Origin of the sequence: Saccharopolyspora sp. NPDC050389 (assembly GCF_040655595.1) — a bacterium.
In the GTDB taxonomy this organism is placed as follows: domain Bacteria; phylum Actinomycetota; class Actinomycetes; order Mycobacteriales; family Pseudonocardiaceae; genus Saccharopolyspora.
Genome location: NZ_JBFAKG010000044.1, coordinates 66,306 through 82,246, shown reverse-complemented (window position 1 = coordinate 82,246; position 15,941 = coordinate 66,306). Strand labels below are relative to the sequence as shown.

Genomic DNA, 15,941 nt, shown 5'->3' with positions numbered 1-15,941 from the left:
AGGGAGCTCCCACGACATGACGGCGGTGATGCGGCCGTTGGTCAAGTGGGCTTGCCGGACGGCCCATCGCAGGGCATCCCGGGACGACGGTGAGCAGCTATAACGACCCAAAAGACTCACGGCCCCGTACCTGAAGTTCCATACGCACGGCGTCGAGCCCGGGAACAGGCCCTAGTGGCGGGCTCGGGATTCCTGGTAGCTGGTGCCTGCTGCGTCGGCCAGCATTCGGAGGGCTCCGATGAGGCCGTCGATCAGCTCGCCCTCCTTGAAGGACGCCACCATGCTCATCGCCGCGAGCTGGCAGCTGCGGTCCGGGATCCGCCGGTGCGCTTCCTCGCCGGTGACGATCTCGAACTTCTGCTGGCCCGGCGACACCGCGACCAGCACGCCCTCGGCCGCGTTCGAGCCGAGGTTCGAGTGCAGCGCCTCCGCCTGCTCGCGGGTGTCCTCGCCGAGGTCGCCGAGGTAGATCGCGAACTCCAGCCCGGTGCTGCGGCTGGACAGCGTCAGCGCCTCGTCGAGCCGTGAGAGCTGGCCCGGGCCGAACGGCAGCCGCGGACGGTCCGGTTCGACGTGGCGCGCGACGGACAGCCGACCGGTGGCCATCATCGCCTCGCCGACGCCGAGCTCACCAGCCTCCACGGCGGATCGCTCGGCGATCTCACCAGTTGCCACGTGCGCCTCCCCGAGCGGTGCTCGGCCGCGCATCTGCCGGCGCGGCCTCCGAATCCACGTCTGCCACCGGTACGGCGGTGTTCACACCCGCCGGGTTGGCCACCCAGTACACCGGCGCGAAATCCCACTCCTGCCCCGCGCGGTAACGCGGACGGGTGAGCCTGGGCCACATCGCGATGAGCACGATCAGGCCGTACAGGGCCGCTGGGATCACCGCCAGGTAGAGAACAGTCTCCGCCACAGTCACGCGAGTACGGTATCCGATGAGCCCCGCTTCGTGCGCCCGACCTGTGCGGCGCATGATCGGCATCAGTAACCGTCGCCGAGCCCCGACCCGAACACGTTCGAGTGATACGGCGGTCGGCGCGAGCGCCCTGAGTGCGGTTCCCGCTGGTGGAGACCGAATCAGGAGACGCCAGGAACTACGTACGGTTACTAGTCAAGGGTGTTATGCATCACTTAAAGTAACTCGTTCAGAGTAACCATTGCCCCCGAATGGGGTCCAACCAGACGGTTGCAATGCGCGGCGACTTGGCGGCTTGTTCCTGAGGGTTCCTGCTCCTAGTTTTTCACCTGTATGGGTCTTGCATATTTGATCACATGCGTTCAAAGCGTCTTTTGAATGCGGGAGGCACACTATGTCGATCATCGAAACCGCCACTCAGAGCAGCGCCATCACCCTTCCGACGATTAACCGACCACTGCTCGAACACGGCGTCCGGATCAGCGGCCGAGACCGCGGCGTGCGGATCAGCGGGCAGGGTGGCGTGCGGATTTCCAGCGGGGTGCGGATCAGTCGCGGCGTTCGGATCAGCGGACAGCAGGGCGTGCGGATCAGTGGTCGACAGGGCGTCCGGATCAGCGGGCGGCACGGAGTTCGGATCAGCGGCCAATACGGCGTTCGGATCAGCGGACAGCAGCACGGAGTGCGAATCAGCGGCCGGCAAGGCGTGCGCATCAGCGCATACCGTCAGGGCGTGCGGATCAGCGGCCAGCACGGAGTTCGGATCAGCGGGCAGCAGCAGGGCGTGCGCATCAGCGGACAGCACGGAGTTCGGATCAGCGGGCAGCAGCAGGGCGTGCGCATCAGCGGACAGCACGGAGTTCGGATCAGCGGGCAGCAGCAGGGCGTGCGCATCAGCGGACAGCACGGAGTTCGGATCAGCGGGCAGCAGGGCGTGCGGATCAGCTGATCAGGCGTGCCGCAGCGGAGCCACCCGCCGTCGCACGGCACCGCCGCTCGACGGCCGGTCGAACCGGCACGTCAGGCCGCGGGCTCACCGAGGTACGGCAACCACAACGGGTCCGTTTCGGACAGCCCCGCCAGCAGCCGCCAATGCCGCCCGCGCGGCGCGTGCGGCGCCACCGGCAGGCGCCAGCCCAGCTCGGCCAGCGTCTTGTCCGCCTTGCGGTGGTTGCACTTGGTGCAGCAGGCGACGCAGTTCTCCCAAGCATGCGGCCCGCCGCGACTGCGCGGCACGACATGATCTATCGTTTCGGCGCGAGCACCGCAGTACACGCACCGGTAGTTGTCCCGCAGCATCAGCGCGGCACGGGTCAACGGCACCCGGCCGCGGTACGGCACTCGCACGAAGTTGCTCAGCCTGATCACGGACGGGACTTCGACGCTGTCGGTGGCGGAGTGCAGCACCATGCCGGCGGAGTCACCGTGCACGACCTCGGCCTTGCCGCAGACGAGCAGCACGATCGCTCGGCGCAGCGGGAGCGCGGTGAGCGGTTCGAAGGTGGTGTTGAGCAACAGCACCCGGCGTTTTCGCCAGGACGGTGCGTGACCGGGAGGCCGGTCGGCCTGCGGCGGCGACGTGCCGACGCGGCTCGGCGGGCACAGCGAGGCCCGCGACGCGAGGCCGGTGGCCTTCAGCGCCGGTTGTCGGGTCGGTTGTCGGTCGGGCACGCGACCACCTCCACCGGTGTCGGGCATAGTCGAACATAGAACCCCGCCCGAACGCACGTGTGATTCGACACTCGGCTTCGAGTGATCGTCTAACGCACCTCAATCATTCCCGATCATGCGCCCGCAGAACAACAATGATCATTCCTGGTGATTCGATCGGTGATTCCCGAGAATGATCACGTCAAGATCAACGAACGGTCCCCGGATGCACGTATCGTCGCTGCCGTGACCGACGTGCAAGCAGCGCAGCTGTCCTACCCCGGCGCCGACCGCGACGAAATCGTCGAAGACCTGCACGGCCACCAGGTGGCCGACCCGTACCGGTGGTTGGAAGACCCGGCCGAGCCGCGCACCGAGGCGTGGTCCGCGGCGCAGGACGAGATCGCCCGGAACTGGCTGGACGCGTTGCCCGGCCGGGACGCGATCGCGGAGCGGATGCGGTCGCTGCTCTCGTCCGGTTCCGTCTCGGCCCCGGCGTGGCGCGCTGGCCGGGCGTTCTTCACCCGCCGGGAGCCCGGGCAGGAGTTCCCGGTGCTGTACGTGCGCGAGCCCGACGGCGCCGAGCGGGTGCTACTGGACGTCACCGAGCTGGACCCGTCCGGGCTGACCACGCTGGACAGCTGGAGCCCGAGCCTGGAGGGCGACCGGCTGGCCTACCAGATCTCCGTCGGCGGCGACGAGGAGTCGCTGCTGCACGTGCTGGACGTCGCCACCGGCGACCTCGTCGAGGGCCCGATCGACCGGTGCCGCTACTCGACGATCTCGTGGCTGCCCGGCGGCGAGGAGTACTTCTACATCCGGCGCCTGGCGCCGGAGCTGGTGCCCGACGGCGAGGAGCAGTTCCACCGCCGGGTTTGGCGGCACCGGGTCGGCGCCGACCCGGACCAGGACCTGCTGGTGCACGGCGAGGGCCTGGACCACACCTTCTACTACGGCACCCGGGTGTCGCGGGACGGCCGCTGGCTGGTCATCGAGGGCAGCCCGGGCACCGCGCGGCGGGATTCGGTGTGGATCGCCGACCTCGCGGCGAGCGATGTCCCCGAGCTCCGGCAGATCGTGGACACCTCCGACGGATACCGCGTCGGCGCCTGGGTGGAGCGCGACGGCCGGCTGTACGTGATGACGACGCTGGACGCCCCGCGCTGGCGGCTGTGCGTGGCCGACCCGGCCCGGCCGGAGCCGGCGAACTGGACGGAGCTGATCGCCGAGGAGCCCGACTCGGTGCTCGAGGCGGTGCGCTGGTTCGACACCGGCGACGGCGATCCGCAGCTGGTGGTGCTCCGCACCCGGCACGCGGTTTCCGAGGTGACGCTGCACGATCCCGCCAGCGGGCGGCAGACCGCCGAGGTCCCGCTGCCGAGCACCGGCCAGGTCACCGCACTGACCACTGTGGACGAGTCGACCGACGGCGACCGGGACCGGCTGTGGATCGGCTGGACCGACTTCGCCACCCCGCCCTGCGTGCACGCCTACTCCCGGAGCACCGGCGCGACCGAGCTGGACCAGCAGGCGCCGGGCACCGTCGAGCTGCCCGCGGTGCACACCCAGCAGGTCACCTACCGCTCGCTGGACGGCACCCCGGTGCGGATGTTCCTGCTGAGCCCGAGCGCCGAGCCGGACCGCCCGCGGCCGGTGTTCATGACCGGCTACGGCGGCTTCTCGCTGTCCCGCGAGCCCGGCTACACGCCGTCCGCGCTGGCATGGGTCGCCGCCGGCGGCGTCTGGGCGCTGCCGTCGCTGCGCGGTGGCGGCGAGGAAGGCGAGGAATGGCATGTCGCGGGCATGCGCGAGCAGAAGCAGCACACCTTCGACGACTTCCACGCGGCGGCGCAGCACCTGATCGACGAGGGCTGGACGACCTCCGAGCAGCTGGCGATCTCCGGCGGTTCCAACGGCGGCCTGCTGGTCGGGGCGGCCCTGGCGCAGCGCCCGGACCTCTACCGGGCGGTGGTGTGCTCGGCGCCGCTGCTGGACATGGTCCGCTACGAGCAGTTCCTGCTGGGCCGCACCTGGAACGACGAGTACGGCACCGCCGACGACCCGGAGGAGCTGGGCTGGCTGCTGTCCTACTCGCCGTACCACAACGTGGCCGACCAGACCGACTACCCGTCGGTGCTGTTCACCGTCTTCGAATCGGACTCCCGGGTCGACCCGAACCACGCCCGCAAGATGTGCGCGGCGCTGCAGCACGCCACCAGTTCCGCCCCGGCGAAGCGACCGATCCTGCTGCGCCGGGAGACCGAGGTCGGCCATGCCGCGCGTTCGGTGTCCCGTACCGTGGGGCTGGCGACCGACCAGCTCGCCTTCCTCGCGGAGGCCACCGGACTCGCCCTGGACTGAGCCCGAACTCGGTCCCGGCGGTCAGCTGTTCGAGTCTCGTGCGCAGCGGGGTGCGCACGATGCTCGAGTTGGCCGGTTGCCCACCCGGTGATGTCGCCCCAAAGCACCGGCACCCCCGTGCCGGCTACCACCGCGGGCCCTGAACGACAGCATGGAGAACCCCCGACCCATGGATCTGCCGCTTATGACCCAACCGAACTGTGCGCAGGACTCGTTCTGGTGCCAGACGATCTCCGATTGGACCGGCAACCAGTGGCTGGCGTCCTACGCCGACCTGCTCATCGCCAAACCGCTGAACATCCTGCTCATCCTGATCGTCGCATTCATCGTGCGATGGCTGGTGCACCGCACCATCAACCGCCTCACGCAGGGCAACGGCAAGCCCCCGAAGCTGCTGACCCCGCTGCGGGAACGCCGGGCGGACACGCTGACCGCCGAGCTGCTGTCGGAGCGGCGCCTCCAGCGGGCGCGCACGATCGGCTCGGTGCTCAAATCGATTGCCTCGCTGGTGATCTACGGCCTAGCCGTGATCTACGTGCTGCAGGTGCTGAGCATCCAGATCGCGCCGGTTCTGGCCTCCGCCGGTGTGCTCGGTGTGGCCGTCGCCTTCGGCGCGCAGAACCTCGTCCGGGACTTCCTGTCCGGCATGTTCATGCTGGTCGAGGACCAGTACGGCGTCGGTGACGTGGTCGATCTCGGCGAGGCCAGCGGCAACGTCGAGGCGGTGGGTCTGCGGGTCACCACGCTGCGCGACATCAACGGCACCGTCTGGTACGTCCGCAACGGCGAGATCCTGCGGGTCGGCAACTCCAGCCAGGGCTTCGCCGTGGCCGTGGTGGACTTCCCCATCTCGCACACCAGCGATGTGCAGAAGGCCATCGAGGTGGCCGCGAAGGTGGCCACCGAGGCGACGTCGCGGGAGCCGCTGTCCAAGGACGTGCTGAACCCGCCGGAGATGCTCGGCGTGGACCAGATCACCTCGGACACCATCACCCTGCGGCTGACCACCAAGGTCCGGCCGGGCCGGCAGTGGTCGGTGCAGCGGCGGCTGCGCGCGGAGATCAAGCGCGCCTACGACGAACAGGACATCGAGCCGCCGTACCCGTACGGCCGCCCGCTGCCGCCCACCTCCCCGGTGGCCTAGCCGCAACCGCCGGCCCACGGGGTCGTGAGTACTTTGAGCCGCGACCACGACCCCGTGGCCAGGGTGTGAGGCGTTCGGCCGCCGGGCCGCCCAAAATCGAACCCGCCCCTGAGAGGATGGAGCCGTGACTTCCGTGGAGACCTTCTACCAGCAGGTCGGCGGCGAGACGACCTTCCACCGGATCGTGGCGCGGTTCTACGAGGAGGTGGCCAAGGACGAGCTGCTGCGGCCGCTCTACCCGGAGGAGGACCTCGGGCCCGCCGAGGAGCGGCTGCGGCTGTTCCTGATCCAGTACTGGGGCGGCCCGCACACCTACTCCGACCGGCGCGGCCACCCGCGGCTGCGGATGCGCCACGCGCCGTTCAAGATCGGCCCGGCGGAGCGGGACGCGTGGCTGCGCTGCATGCAGATCGCGGTCGACGAGGTCCATCTCCGGCCGGAGCACCGCGACCAGCTGTGGCAGTACATGGAAATGGCCGCCAACAGCATGATCAATTCGTGGTTCTGAGCAGAAGGACCTGGTGATGCGGCGGGCAGACGCGCAGGCGGACCACGGCGAACAGCCGTGGTGGTGGGAAGCGGTGTGCTACCAGGTCGACGTCGGCTCGTTCGCCGACGGCGACGGTGACGGGATTGGCGACCTCGCCGGTTTGACCGGCCGGCTCGGCTACCTGGAGCTGCTCGGGGTCGACGCGGTCGTGCTGGCCGGCACCGCCGGGCTGGATCCGGCGGCGGGGCCGTTCGCCGAGTTGCTGGGCGAGGCGCACGACTCCGGGATGCGGGTGATGCTCTCGCTCGACGTGGATCCCGCGCGCAGCGACCCGGGATCGGTGTTGTGGCCCTGGCTGGAGCACGGTGCCGATGGTTTCCACCTGGCACCGCGCCCCGATCCGGCCGATGCCATCGGCGCCGCGCTGGCCGGTCACCCGGATCGCGTGGTGATCGGCAGCGGCCCGGGCGACTGGCACCTGTCGTTCAACCTCGACCTGGCCGTCGCCGGTTTCGACGCCGAGCAGGTCCGCAAGGCGATCACGGACGCGCTCGCCGCCACCGGGCCGCGCCCCGCGTGGGCGATGGCCAGCCGCGACACCGAGCAGAGCCGGGACGACGCGGCGCTGACCCCGGTGCGCGCGATGGCGTTGGTGCAGTTGGCGCTGCCCGGCGCGGTCTGCCTGCGGCACGGCGAGGAGCTCGGCCTGCCTGGGACGCAGCGCGTCCGGATGCCGTGGGAGGGCGATCGGCCGCCGTTCGGTTTCTCCGCCGCCGACGCCGACTGGTCGTCGATCCCGGCGGAATGGGTGTCGTTCACCGCGGAGGCGCAGCTGGAGGACGAGGCGTCCACGCTGTCGCTGTACCGGCACGCGCTGGAGACCCGGAGCACGCACCCGGCGTTCGCGGGCGACGATGTCGAGTGGTTCGGCGCGCCAGCGGGATGCTTCGCGTTCCGGCGCACCGGCACCAGCCTGATCTGCGCGTTGAACACCTCGCCGGATCCGGTGCCGCTGCCGCCGGGCGAGGTGCTGCTGTCCTCGCGGCCGGTGGGATCCGGAGGTTTGCCGCCGGGCACCGCGGCTTGGCTGGTGTGAGTCTGGCCTCCAAAGGCGACCGGGCGCGAGTGGGCCGGAACGGGTGGCGGTAAATTTTGGTAAAACCACCCCGCTGACACCCACTGGATGCTATGACTGCCGCTGCGCCCGCGCTGAGCTTTCCTCGGACGGAACGCACCCGTCGGCTGGTCGGCATCGACATCGCCCGGTTCTTCGCGGTGTTCGGCATGTTCTGCATCCACTTCGGCGTGCCGTTCGCGCACGGTGACGTGGAGGTGTGGATCGCGCAGTTCTCCAGCGGCCGGTCGACCGCACTGTTCACCCTGCTGGCCGGGGTGTCGCTGGCGATGATGACCGGGCGCCGCGAGCCGCCGACCGGCGACGCGCTGCGGCAGGCCCACATCCGGATCGCGGTGCGCGCGCTGCTGTTGCTGGTGGTCGGCATCGCGCTGGCGAAGGCGACCGAAGCGACGGGCTTCCTGCTCACCGTGATCATCCCGTTCTACGGGCTGTACTTCCTGCTGGCGGTGCCGTTCATCCGGTTGCGGGCGCGCGGGTTGCTGATCGCCGCGGCGGTCTCGGCAGCGGTCGGCCCGCAGCTGTCGTTCGTGCTGCGGACCTGGATGGCCGGGGACACGCCGATGCGCGCGATCGCCGACGCGATCAACCTGGTCGACCCGGGGCATCTGATCGCCGACGCCGGGCTGTTCAACCTGCTGCTGCTCGGCTTCTACCCGGCCGCGTCGTACCTGCCGCTGGTGCTGGCGGGCATGGCCGTCGGGAGGCTGGACCTGCAGTCGACCAAGGTGCGGTGCTGGCTCGCCGCGGCCGGGCTGGCGGTGACGACCGTCGGCTACCAGGTGTCGAACTGGCTGGTGGAGACCGTCGGCGGGCTGCCGCAGGGGCAGATCGAGGGCACCGTCCCGATCGAGCACCCGGAGTGGCTGTTGGCCGCCGCCGCGCACAGCGGCTCGACGTTCGAGCTGCTCGACTCCGGCGGCATCGCGCTGGTGTTCGTCGCGGTGTGCCTGGAGCTGGCCGATCGGGCGGGGCGGCTGCTGAAGCCGCTGGCCGCGGCCGGTTCGATGGCGTTGACGCTGTACGCGATCCACGCGCTGGTGCTGGCCTGGCAGATCGTCGTCGGCGGCTGGCCGCTCAGCGGCGTGCCGGACACCCTGGCGCAGCTGGCCAGCATGGGCCCGGCGCTGCCCACGGACGTCCCGAACATGCCGGCGTTCCCGCGCGACGGCCACCACCCGGACGGCTTGGTGGCGTTCGTGAACACCTACATGCCCGAGGTGTTCCTGATCTTCTCGATCGCCTTCCCGTTGATCTGGCGGCGGTTCTTCCGCCGCGGGCCGCTGGAGGCGGCCGTCAGCGAGAGCGTCCGGCGCATCACCGATCACCTGTTCCGGCGGCGTTGAGCACCGGAGGGACTTTCGCCTCTTAACAGCCGCGCGGCGCGCATCGTTGCGTGGACGGATGGCGTCGCTCATCCGGAGGTGATCTTGAATGAATTTCCGGCACCGGGCCGACAACGCATCGGACGCGGTCGGAATCCCACCCGCACTCGGCAAGGCCATGGCGAACTACCGGAGCCTGCTCGACGAGCTGGAGGCGGGCAGCATCGACGATGCGACCTTCCGCCGCCGCGCGCTGGGCGTCGGGCTGATCGTGCGCGAGCACGACGCCTGGATCCTGGACCTCTCGACCGAGCGGTGGTGGCGCTACGACGGTGTCGCGCTGTCGAGCATCCGGTTCGGGGAAGTCGAGGGCTGAGCCATGTCCACGCCGACTGATCCGGCGATCCTCCGGGAACGCCTCGACCACCTGGCCGGCCTGGTCCGCAACGCGGCCGACCCGTTTCCGGCCGGGATGGCCGGGCCCCTGTCGGCCAGCCCGCTGCCGGTGGCGGCGCTGCAGGACCACCTGGGGAACGCGACGACGTGGCTCGGCCGGGTCTGGGCCGGGTTCGCGCGCGACGGCGTGGCGGTGCGGCGATGGCTGGTGAGCGAACCGCTGGAATCGCCCGTCCCGAACGAGGAACTGCGGCCCCTGCCGTTGCGGAAGCAGTTCCGCCTCTCGCTGGCGACGGCGGCGTTCGGGGCCGCCGTGGCGGCGGCCAGCTACACGCTGACCGCGCCGTTCCCGGATCCGTTCCTCGGCCTGATCCCGCCGGGCCTGCTCGACCGGCTTCCGCCGTTCGCTGAGAACACCGCGCCGGAAACACCCCAGTACTCGCCCGACGCGGCGTCTCCGGAACTGCCGCTGGTCGGGCAGGTTCCGGGCACTCTCCCGCCGCCCGCTTCTCCTCCACCTCCCGGTGATCACCAGCCGCCCGTTGCGCCGCTTGCATCGGGCACGCCTGGCACACCGGGCAGGCCGGGTATCGGCACACCGGGTTTCAGCCCCGGCACCCAGGGCGCGAGCGGATCGGACGAGACCGTCCAGCTTCCGGCGCAAGCCCCGGGAGCGACCGAGGACACCACTCAGCACCAGGTTCCGCCGGCGAAGCCGGTGGCTCCGGAGCCCGTCGCGCCTGCGCCGATCACCGAAACCACCACGGTGCCGACCACTCCGACGCACCCGACGACCACCGATCCGCCGACATCGACCACGACGACGCAGGAGCCGACGACGGAACCGACGACGACGCAAACCCAGCCGACCACGACCGAACCCACCACCACGACGACGACCGGCCCCACCAGCCCGCCGACGGACACCACGGAGCCCGGAACGTCCTTGGAACCACCCGGCGACTAGATCGTGAAACTTTCTCAGGTAATGAGAAGTTCCGGCCCAAACCTTGCCACCGAGCACTGTGATCGTCTTCACTTCCTACTCATTGGTAGGCGAATAGTGGAGGCGCGCAGATGGGCCGGTCCGGGCTTGCACGCAGAGCTGGTGTGATCGCGTTGTCGGCATTGACGGGCCTGTCGCTCGGCGCCGCGCAGGCGACCGCCGAGCCCGAATACCAGCACTACGTGGCCCTCGGCGACTCCTTCACCTCCGCCCCGCTCGTCCCGTGGATGCGCCTCGATCCACTGCTGTGCGGGCGCTCGACGAACAACTACCCGGCGCTGCTGGCCCGCGAGATCGAGCCGGCCGAGTTCACCGACGTCAGCTGCGGCGGCGCCGACACCACGGACATGCTCCAGGCCCAGGCCTGGTACACCGGACCGCAGTTCGACGCCCTCGACGAGGACACGGACCTCGTCACGCTGGGCATCGGCGGCAACGACCTGAGCGTCTTCGGCGACACCATCGCGACCTGCACGAGCCTGCGCGTCACGGACCCGACGGGATCGCCGTGCCGAGACCACTTCGCCGACGACGACGGCGACGACCTGCTTCGCCGCATCGAGATCACCGAGCACCGGGTCGCCGACGTCGTCGAAGGCGTCCAGGAGCGCTCGCCGGACGCGGAGATCCTGGTCATCGGCTATCCGCGCATCGTGCCGGAGACGGGATACTGCCCGGACGTCCTCCCGCTCGCCGACGGCGACTACCGCTACGCCGACGAGATCCAGCAGGCGCTCAACGCCGCGATCGCGGACGCGGCCGAGCGCACCGGTGCCACGTTCGTCGACACCTACGGGCCGTCGCTGGGCCATGACGCCTGCGCCACGGGCGGGGCGGCCTGGATCAACGGCCAGCAGCTGCGGCCGGACGCGGCCCCGTACCACCCGTTCGCCTCGGCGATGGCCGCCGAAGCCAGCATCATCGCGAAAGTCCTAAATGGACAAGAGCCCGACGTCGCGGAAGCCGAACGAGCCGCGGCCCGAGCCGCTGAAGAGGCCCAACGCCAAGCGGAACAGGCCAGCCCGCAGGAGAAAGCGGCCCGGACCGAGGTCGCCGAGCACCTGGCCACCGTGGAGCGCTGAAGCGCCTGCGAGGTGTCGTGAGTACTTTGTGTCGCTATAGCAACCCAAAGTACTCACGAGCCTTGACCAGCAGAAACAGCACAGATCAGAGGTGGTACCGACCGGACTTCGCAGCGGCGATAAAGCTCCCCCACAGTGCAGCCGACACGATCAAGGCACCTCCGGCCCGATCCTTCGTGTCCCACACCCCAGTGCGCTCTACACCCACTGCAACCTCAACGCAGTTGCCGTTACCACCTCTCAGCACAAGTCCAGTTCTTGCCGCACGGAATCGGCTTCGGCATCACCGAGTTCCTCGAAGATCGTGAGCGCTTGTTCCCAGTTAGCACGGCCCTGCTCGCGGTCTCCAGCAGCGAACAGGGCGTTGCCCAAGCCTCTGAAGCTCAGACCTTCGCCTCTCCGATACCCGATTTCCCGGCGGATCCGGAGGGCCTCTCGATGCATAATCACTGCCGTGGACGGCTCGCCCGAAGCGAGGTGCAGCTCACCGAGCTCGTTCAATATGTACGACTCCCCGTACACTTCGCCGACTTCTCGGTAGAGGGTCAACGCATCGTTGAAGTGCGAACAGGCCTTCTCGTACTCGCGTAGGCCCATGTACGCCACGCCAAGGCACCCGTGTCCGTAACCTCGACCGTTGGGATCTCCTACCCCTACCTGCAGCTCGAGGCCTCGTTGGGCCATCTCCAGCGCTACGTCATGCCGGTCGAGCCGACTACTCGATTCGCTGCCGATCAAAAGGGACATGGCAGCGTCGTAGCGGTCATCGGCCTGCTCGAAGAGCTCACGTGCCAGCCCGCCGTAGTACACCACCTTCTCGTGCTGCTTCGCCTCGAAGTAAGCGACGGCGAGGCCGTGCAGCAGCTGCGCCTCAGCCCGCCGGTCTCCAAGCTCGCGCACGGCTTCGAGCGCCATTTCGAAGTTCCTGATCCACTCGGCCAAATACCCACGAAGCCGGAAGAAGTAGAACATCGTGAATGCCAAGCTCCACGCGTGAGTCCGGAACCCTCGCCGATGTGCCTGTCCGATGCAGGCAGTCAAATTCGCGTACTCGTCATCCCACCAGTCGAGCATTCGATCTTCATCGTCGAAGGTGCTTCCCACCACTTCCGACGGTGGTAGTACCAGCGCGAACTTGCGCGAGTGGCCGACCAGGAAACGGTCGATCGAGTGGCTCGTACGAAGATAGTGGTCAAGCAACCGACGGATGGCGGCGTCGCGGTCCGGAGCAGCTTCGTCCGTGGCTGCGCGCTCAGCGGCATAGGCGCGGAGCAAGTCGTGGAACCGGTAGCGGCCTGGTTCATGCTGGTCGAGGAGACTGGCTTGCGACAGTTCAGCAAGCAAGGCACGAGTTTCACGCTGCGAGCGTCCAGCCAGATCCGCCGCGGCCCGGAGGCCGATATCCGGCCCTGTCGGCAAGCCGAGCAGCCGGAACAGACGTGCCGCCTCGGGTGTGAGCGAGCGGTAGGACCAGGAGAAAACCGAGCGCAAGCCGGTTTCCCCGCCCGCATCCAGGGCGTCGAGTCGATCTCGCTCGTCCTGCAGCTGCGAAACCACTTCGGTCAGTGGGAAGTCCGGGTTCTCGACTGCTCTGGCCGCAGCGATCCCGAGGGCGAGCGGGAGCCCGGCGCAGTGCCGGATGAGATCCCGCACGGCCTCTTGCTCTGCCGCCACCCGCTGATCGCCGAGGTAGGAAGCCAGCATCAGCTCTGCCTCGTCCGCTGTTAGGACGTCCAGGGAAACACGAGTCGCGCCTTCCCGAACGACCAACTCATGCAGCCGGTTCCGGCTGGTGACCAGCACCAAGCAGCTCGGGCTGCCGGGAAGCAGGGGCCGGACCTGCTCGGCTGTGCGAGCGTTGTCGAGCAGGACAAGCATCTGCTTTCCGTGCACCAGGCTGCGGAACAACCCCGCACGAGCTTCCAAACCCTGAGGCATTCGCTCTGTTGGAACCCCCAAAGCGATCAGGAAAGAGCCCAGGGCGTCGGTGGATTCCACCGGCTCGGCGACCGAGTCAAAGCCCCGCAGGTTGACGTAGAGTTCGCCGTCCGGGAACCGATCCCTCATACGGTGCGCCCAGTGCACGGCCAGCGTCGACTTGCCGACTCCTGCAACCCCATCAACCGTCGAGATCAGTACGAAACCATTGCTGGTCGCGCCGCCTAGCAGCGTCGTGAGCGCGTCTTGTTCCACCGCGCGATTTACGAAGTGACGGGCCGCTACCGGTAATTGCCGAGGGACCAGCTTTTCCTCAAGCACATGGTGGAAGTGCACGTCGCCGTGAATCTGACCGGCTTGCACACTGTGCCCACCGATCTGGGCAGCCGACTTGTTGTGCACTCTGTCGCCCACGGTCACCAATCCCCCCAGATCGTTGATCAACTCAGCCAGAGTGGCAGATTCCGCGCCAAGCCCGCTACCGCCGATAGGCATGGCGTCATCACGGTTGCTGCAGGCGCAGCGGAGGCCGTTGCACTGATCCAGCGCGCCCCAGCTAAGCCAGCCACCGACATAGCCTTCCCTCTCCCGATCAGTCATGCACCAGTGACTCGATGAACCTCACCGATTCAGCAGGTGACAACGCGACTTCCCGCAGGTTCTCGGCTGCCATGCTATATCCACGCATCCGCTCTTGATCATGAATGTAGACGGCATCGTCCTGGAGCTCGACGTACCCGACGGAGTGCGCGTGCTCGAAGCCGAGGATCGCGAAGGCTCCGGTAAATCCACTATGGATGCCATCTTCCGGGCGCAGAACCTGCAGTTCGACATTCGGCAAGGCCGCCAATCGAATCAGGTGCTGGTACTGGTCCCGCAGAACTCCCGGATCACCGACACCCAGCCGAAGCGCCGCTTCTCCGACGACGACACCAAGCTCCAGCGGATCCGCATCGGTCAGAACTGTCGCCCTGGCCTGCCGGAACGCCACGAACCGGTCGACGTGATCTGGCCTCACCCTCGGCGTGGCCGACGTAACGGCGCGCGCGTATGCCTCCGTCTGGAGCAATCCCGGCACGAACACCGGCTCATAAAGAAATTCCCACGCAGCCTGACCTTCCAGCCCCACAAATGACTGGAACCAGGTTGCCGCGACATCGCTCCAGGACGACCACCATGCACGCTGATCAGCCCGCTCAGCCAACTGCGAAAGCCTTTGCACGACATCATCCGGCACGCCGTAGTACTTCAGCAAGGCCGCCACTTCGTCGGGCTGTTGACGATTTCGCCCGCTCTCCAAGTGGTTGATCTTCCCCGTCGAAATCAGCACCGACGAGTTGCAGCGGATCGCGCCGGAGATCGCCTGGATACGCGAGGACACCTGCATGGCGTGCTCGCTGGTCCTCGCATCCCGCAAGTAGCGCTCAGACGCAACCGGATTCGACAGCGAAAGGATCCACCTTGTCCTGGCTCCAGCTCGCAACGCTCTTGCTGATCAACGTCCTCATCTTCGGCATGGTGTTCTCGCGCTTACCCCGGGCGCGGCACAGCGGCGGCAGCGAGGGTGACTACACCGTCTGGCACTTGATCGCCCAGGTCGAGGCGGAACGCCAATCAGCGCTTGAAGAATCCGGCACCGGGCGACATCGTCTGCGTGAGCCGACCTAGCTCCGCCACTCCCGAAGCCGGACCGGTGCAGTACCTCCCCGACCTCCGCACCGGTCCACCAGTGGCCGGGCGCACCTCCCCCGCCCCGCGCCCGGCCACAGGCGGGGGCACCCGTGACCAACGAACCCGTCACGGGTGCTCCTCGCCTCGTCAGCTGGGGCTTGCCGCGCTTCCAGTCGAGGCCATCTTGGTGCGGTGACGCGACGTCGATCAGCCGCGTGCCGCGGGCGTGCACCCGTTCCGTCAGCCCTGTTCGACCGCCGTCAGCAGTTCTACGCGGCCGGGCTCAGCAGCCGCACCATCGCGACCTTGCTGCCCTGCATGAACACCGGCCGCACCACCACGGCGCAACGCCGCATGCTCCGCACCGAACGCGACCGGCTCGCGACCCGGGTCGACGAGATGACCCACGCGCTGCACCGGCTCGATGAGCTCATCACCGCCGCCGATCACCGCGGCGGCTGATCACTGGGCGATCGTGAGGACGAGCGAGGCGACGGCCAAGGCGAGGAAGGCTCCAGGGCCCGCGATGGTGTAGATCTCCCGGGCGCGCACGTGGGCGACGACCGCGCCCACGAAGAACGCCACAAGCCCGATCGCGGCCGCCACGCCGATGGCCTGGAATCCGAGCAGGCCAAGGAGGAGTCCGGCCGCGCCGGCGGCCTTGAGCGTTCCCAGCATCGGCAGCCACGATTGCGGGACGTCGACCTTGGCCGAGTTGGCGAGGACGAAGTTCGCCCTCGCCAGGTCGGCGATGGCGATACCGGCATTCGCCGCGATCGTGACGGCCGTGACGACGATGTACGTGATGAACATGGCTTCTCCGA

18 protein-coding genes are annotated in these 15,941 nt (G+C 68.5%); 10 read left to right on the top strand and 8 right to left on the bottom strand.

The window, feature by feature from the left end:
* Positions 1 to 171: 171 nt before the first annotated feature.
* From AB0I53_RS27100 to AB0I53_RS27085, 4 genes are all read right to left on the bottom strand, one after another.
* The gene (locus AB0I53_RS27100; protein WP_358608567.1) at positions 172 to 675 is read right to left on the bottom strand and encodes a DUF5130 family protein; all 504 of its coding nucleotides are present in this window, start codon (positions 673 to 675) and stop codon (positions 172 to 174) included.
* Positions 662 to 922 carry a hypothetical protein gene (locus tag AB0I53_RS27095; RefSeq protein ID WP_093275028.1) on the bottom strand — a complete coding sequence of 87 codons (261 nt, stop codon included), beginning with the start codon at positions 920 to 922 and terminating at the stop codon, positions 662 to 664. The genes AB0I53_RS27100 and AB0I53_RS27095 overlap by 14 nt, the downstream gene beginning before the upstream one ends.
* A gap of 349 nt (positions 923 to 1,271) precedes the next feature.
* Entirely contained in the window at positions 1,272 to 1,826 is a 555-nt protein-coding gene (locus tag AB0I53_RS27090; RefSeq protein ID WP_358608564.1) for a hypothetical protein, read from the bottom strand.
* 113 nt (positions 1,827 to 1,939) lie between these two features.
* On the bottom strand, positions 1,940 to 2,590 hold the full coding sequence (locus AB0I53_RS27085; protein WP_358608562.1) for an HNH endonuclease: 651 nt from the start codon (positions 2,588 to 2,590) through the stop codon (positions 1,940 to 1,942).
* Between the two features lie 225 nt (positions 2,591 to 2,815).
* Between AB0I53_RS27085 and AB0I53_RS27080 the strand changes: the two genes are divergently transcribed.
* The 8 genes from AB0I53_RS27080 (at position 2,816) to AB0I53_RS27045 (ending at position 11,508) form a co-directional block, all read left to right on the top strand.
* A complete protein-coding gene (locus AB0I53_RS27080) occupies positions 2,816 to 4,930 on the top strand; it encodes a prolyl oligopeptidase family serine peptidase (RefSeq protein ID WP_358608559.1) in 2,115 nt (704 codons plus the stop codon).
* Positions 4,931 to 5,114: 184 nt separating this feature from the next.
* Positions 5,115 to 6,074 carry a mechanosensitive ion channel family protein gene (locus tag AB0I53_RS27075; RefSeq protein WP_358608556.1) on the top strand — a complete coding sequence of 320 codons (960 nt, stop codon included), beginning with the start codon at positions 5,115 to 5,117 and terminating at the stop codon, positions 6,072 to 6,074.
* A 124-nt stretch (positions 6,075 to 6,198) separates the two neighbouring features.
* A complete protein-coding gene (locus AB0I53_RS27070) occupies positions 6,199 to 6,582 on the top strand; it encodes a globin (RefSeq protein WP_358608553.1) in 384 nt (127 codons plus the stop codon).
* A 16-nt stretch (positions 6,583 to 6,598) separates the two neighbouring features.
* Positions 6,599 to 7,660, top strand: coding sequence for a DUF3459 domain-containing protein (locus AB0I53_RS27065; protein WP_358608550.1), 1,062 nt, complete (start codon positions 6,599 to 6,601; stop codon positions 7,658 to 7,660).
* 92 nt (positions 7,661 to 7,752) lie between these two features.
* Entirely contained in the window at positions 7,753 to 9,045 is a 1,293-nt protein-coding gene (locus AB0I53_RS27060; RefSeq protein ID WP_358608547.1) for a heparan-alpha-glucosaminide N-acetyltransferase domain-containing protein, read from the top strand.
* An 88-nt stretch (positions 9,046 to 9,133) separates the two neighbouring features.
* Positions 9,134 to 9,400, top strand: a complete 267-nt coding sequence (locus AB0I53_RS27055) for a hypothetical protein (RefSeq protein WP_358608545.1) — start codon at positions 9,134 to 9,136, stop codon at positions 9,398 to 9,400.
* Positions 9,401 to 9,403: 3 nt separating this feature from the next.
* Positions 9,404 to 10,387, top strand: a complete 984-nt coding sequence (locus tag AB0I53_RS27050) for a hypothetical protein (RefSeq protein ID WP_358608542.1) — start codon at positions 9,404 to 9,406, stop codon at positions 10,385 to 10,387.
* A gap of 152 nt (positions 10,388 to 10,539) precedes the next feature.
* Positions 10,540 to 11,508 carry an SGNH/GDSL hydrolase family protein gene (locus AB0I53_RS27045; protein ID WP_358608539.1) on the top strand — a complete coding sequence of 323 codons (969 nt, stop codon included), beginning with the start codon at positions 10,540 to 10,542 and terminating at the stop codon, positions 11,506 to 11,508.
* An 85-nt stretch (positions 11,509 to 11,593) separates the two neighbouring features.
* Here the strand turns inward: AB0I53_RS27045 and AB0I53_RS27040 are convergent, their stop codons facing one another.
* From AB0I53_RS27040 to AB0I53_RS27030, 3 genes are read right to left on the bottom strand one after another with little or no spacing between them, the layout of a single operon-like run.
* Positions 11,594 to 11,755: a DUF397 domain-containing protein gene (locus AB0I53_RS27040; RefSeq protein ID WP_358608536.1), complete on the bottom strand. Its 162-nt coding sequence runs from the start codon at positions 11,753 to 11,755 to the stop codon at positions 11,594 to 11,596.
* The gene (locus tag AB0I53_RS27035; protein WP_358608533.1) at positions 11,749 to 14,046 is read right to left on the bottom strand and encodes a tetratricopeptide repeat protein; all 2,298 of its coding nucleotides are present in this window, start codon (positions 14,044 to 14,046) and stop codon (positions 11,749 to 11,751) included. Before AB0I53_RS27035 ends, AB0I53_RS27040 begins: the two co-directional genes overlap by 7 nt.
* Positions 14,039 to 14,833 (bottom strand): DUF5753 domain-containing protein, encoded by a 795-nt coding sequence (locus AB0I53_RS27030; protein ID WP_358608530.1) that lies wholly within the window; start codon positions 14,831 to 14,833, stop codon positions 14,039 to 14,041. Before AB0I53_RS27030 ends, AB0I53_RS27035 begins: the two co-directional genes overlap by 8 nt.
* 74 nt (positions 14,834 to 14,907) lie before the next feature.
* On the opposite strand from AB0I53_RS27030, the gene AB0I53_RS27025 reads away from it, so the two are divergent.
* On the top strand, positions 14,908 to 15,114 hold the full coding sequence (locus AB0I53_RS27025) for a hypothetical protein (protein WP_358608527.1): 207 nt from the start codon (positions 14,908 to 14,910) through the stop codon (positions 15,112 to 15,114).
* A gap of 195 nt (positions 15,115 to 15,309) precedes the next feature.
* Positions 15,310 to 15,579, top strand: coding sequence for a hypothetical protein (locus tag AB0I53_RS27020; protein WP_358608524.1), 270 nt, complete (start codon positions 15,310 to 15,312; stop codon positions 15,577 to 15,579).
* Here the strand turns inward: AB0I53_RS27020 and AB0I53_RS27015 are convergent, their stop codons facing one another.
* Positions 15,580 to 15,930, bottom strand: coding sequence for a DoxX family protein (locus AB0I53_RS27015; protein WP_358608522.1), 351 nt, complete (start codon positions 15,928 to 15,930; stop codon positions 15,580 to 15,582).
* Positions 15,931 to 15,941 lie beyond the last annotated feature (11 nt).

Excerpts from the sequence above, each read along its gene's own strand:
- AB0I53_RS27075 (WP_358608556.1), top strand. The coding sequence starts at position 5,115 with ATGACCCAACCGAACTGTGCGCAGGACTCGTTCTGGTGCCAGACGATC.
- AB0I53_RS27065 (WP_358608550.1), top strand. The coding sequence starts at position 6,599 with ATGCGGCGGGCAGACGCGCAGGCGGACCACGGCGAACAGCCGTGGTGG.
- AB0I53_RS27060 (WP_358608547.1), top strand. The coding sequence starts at position 7,753 with ATGACTGCCGCTGCGCCCGCGCTGAGCTTTCCTCGGACGGAACGCACC.
- AB0I53_RS27055 (WP_358608545.1), top strand. The coding sequence starts at position 9,134 with ATGAATTTCCGGCACCGGGCCGACAACGCATCGGACGCGGTCGGAATC.
- AB0I53_RS27050 (WP_358608542.1), top strand. The coding sequence starts at position 9,404 with ATGTCCACGCCGACTGATCCGGCGATCCTCCGGGAACGCCTCGACCAC.
- AB0I53_RS27030 (WP_358608530.1), bottom strand. The coding sequence starts at position 14,833 with ATGCAGGTGTCCTCGCGTATCCAGGCGATCTCCGGCGCGATCCGCTGC.
- AB0I53_RS27015 (WP_358608522.1), bottom strand. The coding sequence starts at position 15,930 with ATGTTCATCACGTACATCGTCGTCACGGCCGTCACGATCGCGGCGAAT.
- AB0I53_RS27035 (WP_358608533.1), bottom strand. The coding sequence starts at position 14,046 with ATGACTGATCGGGAGAGGGAAGGCTATGTCGGTGGCTGGCTTAGCTGG.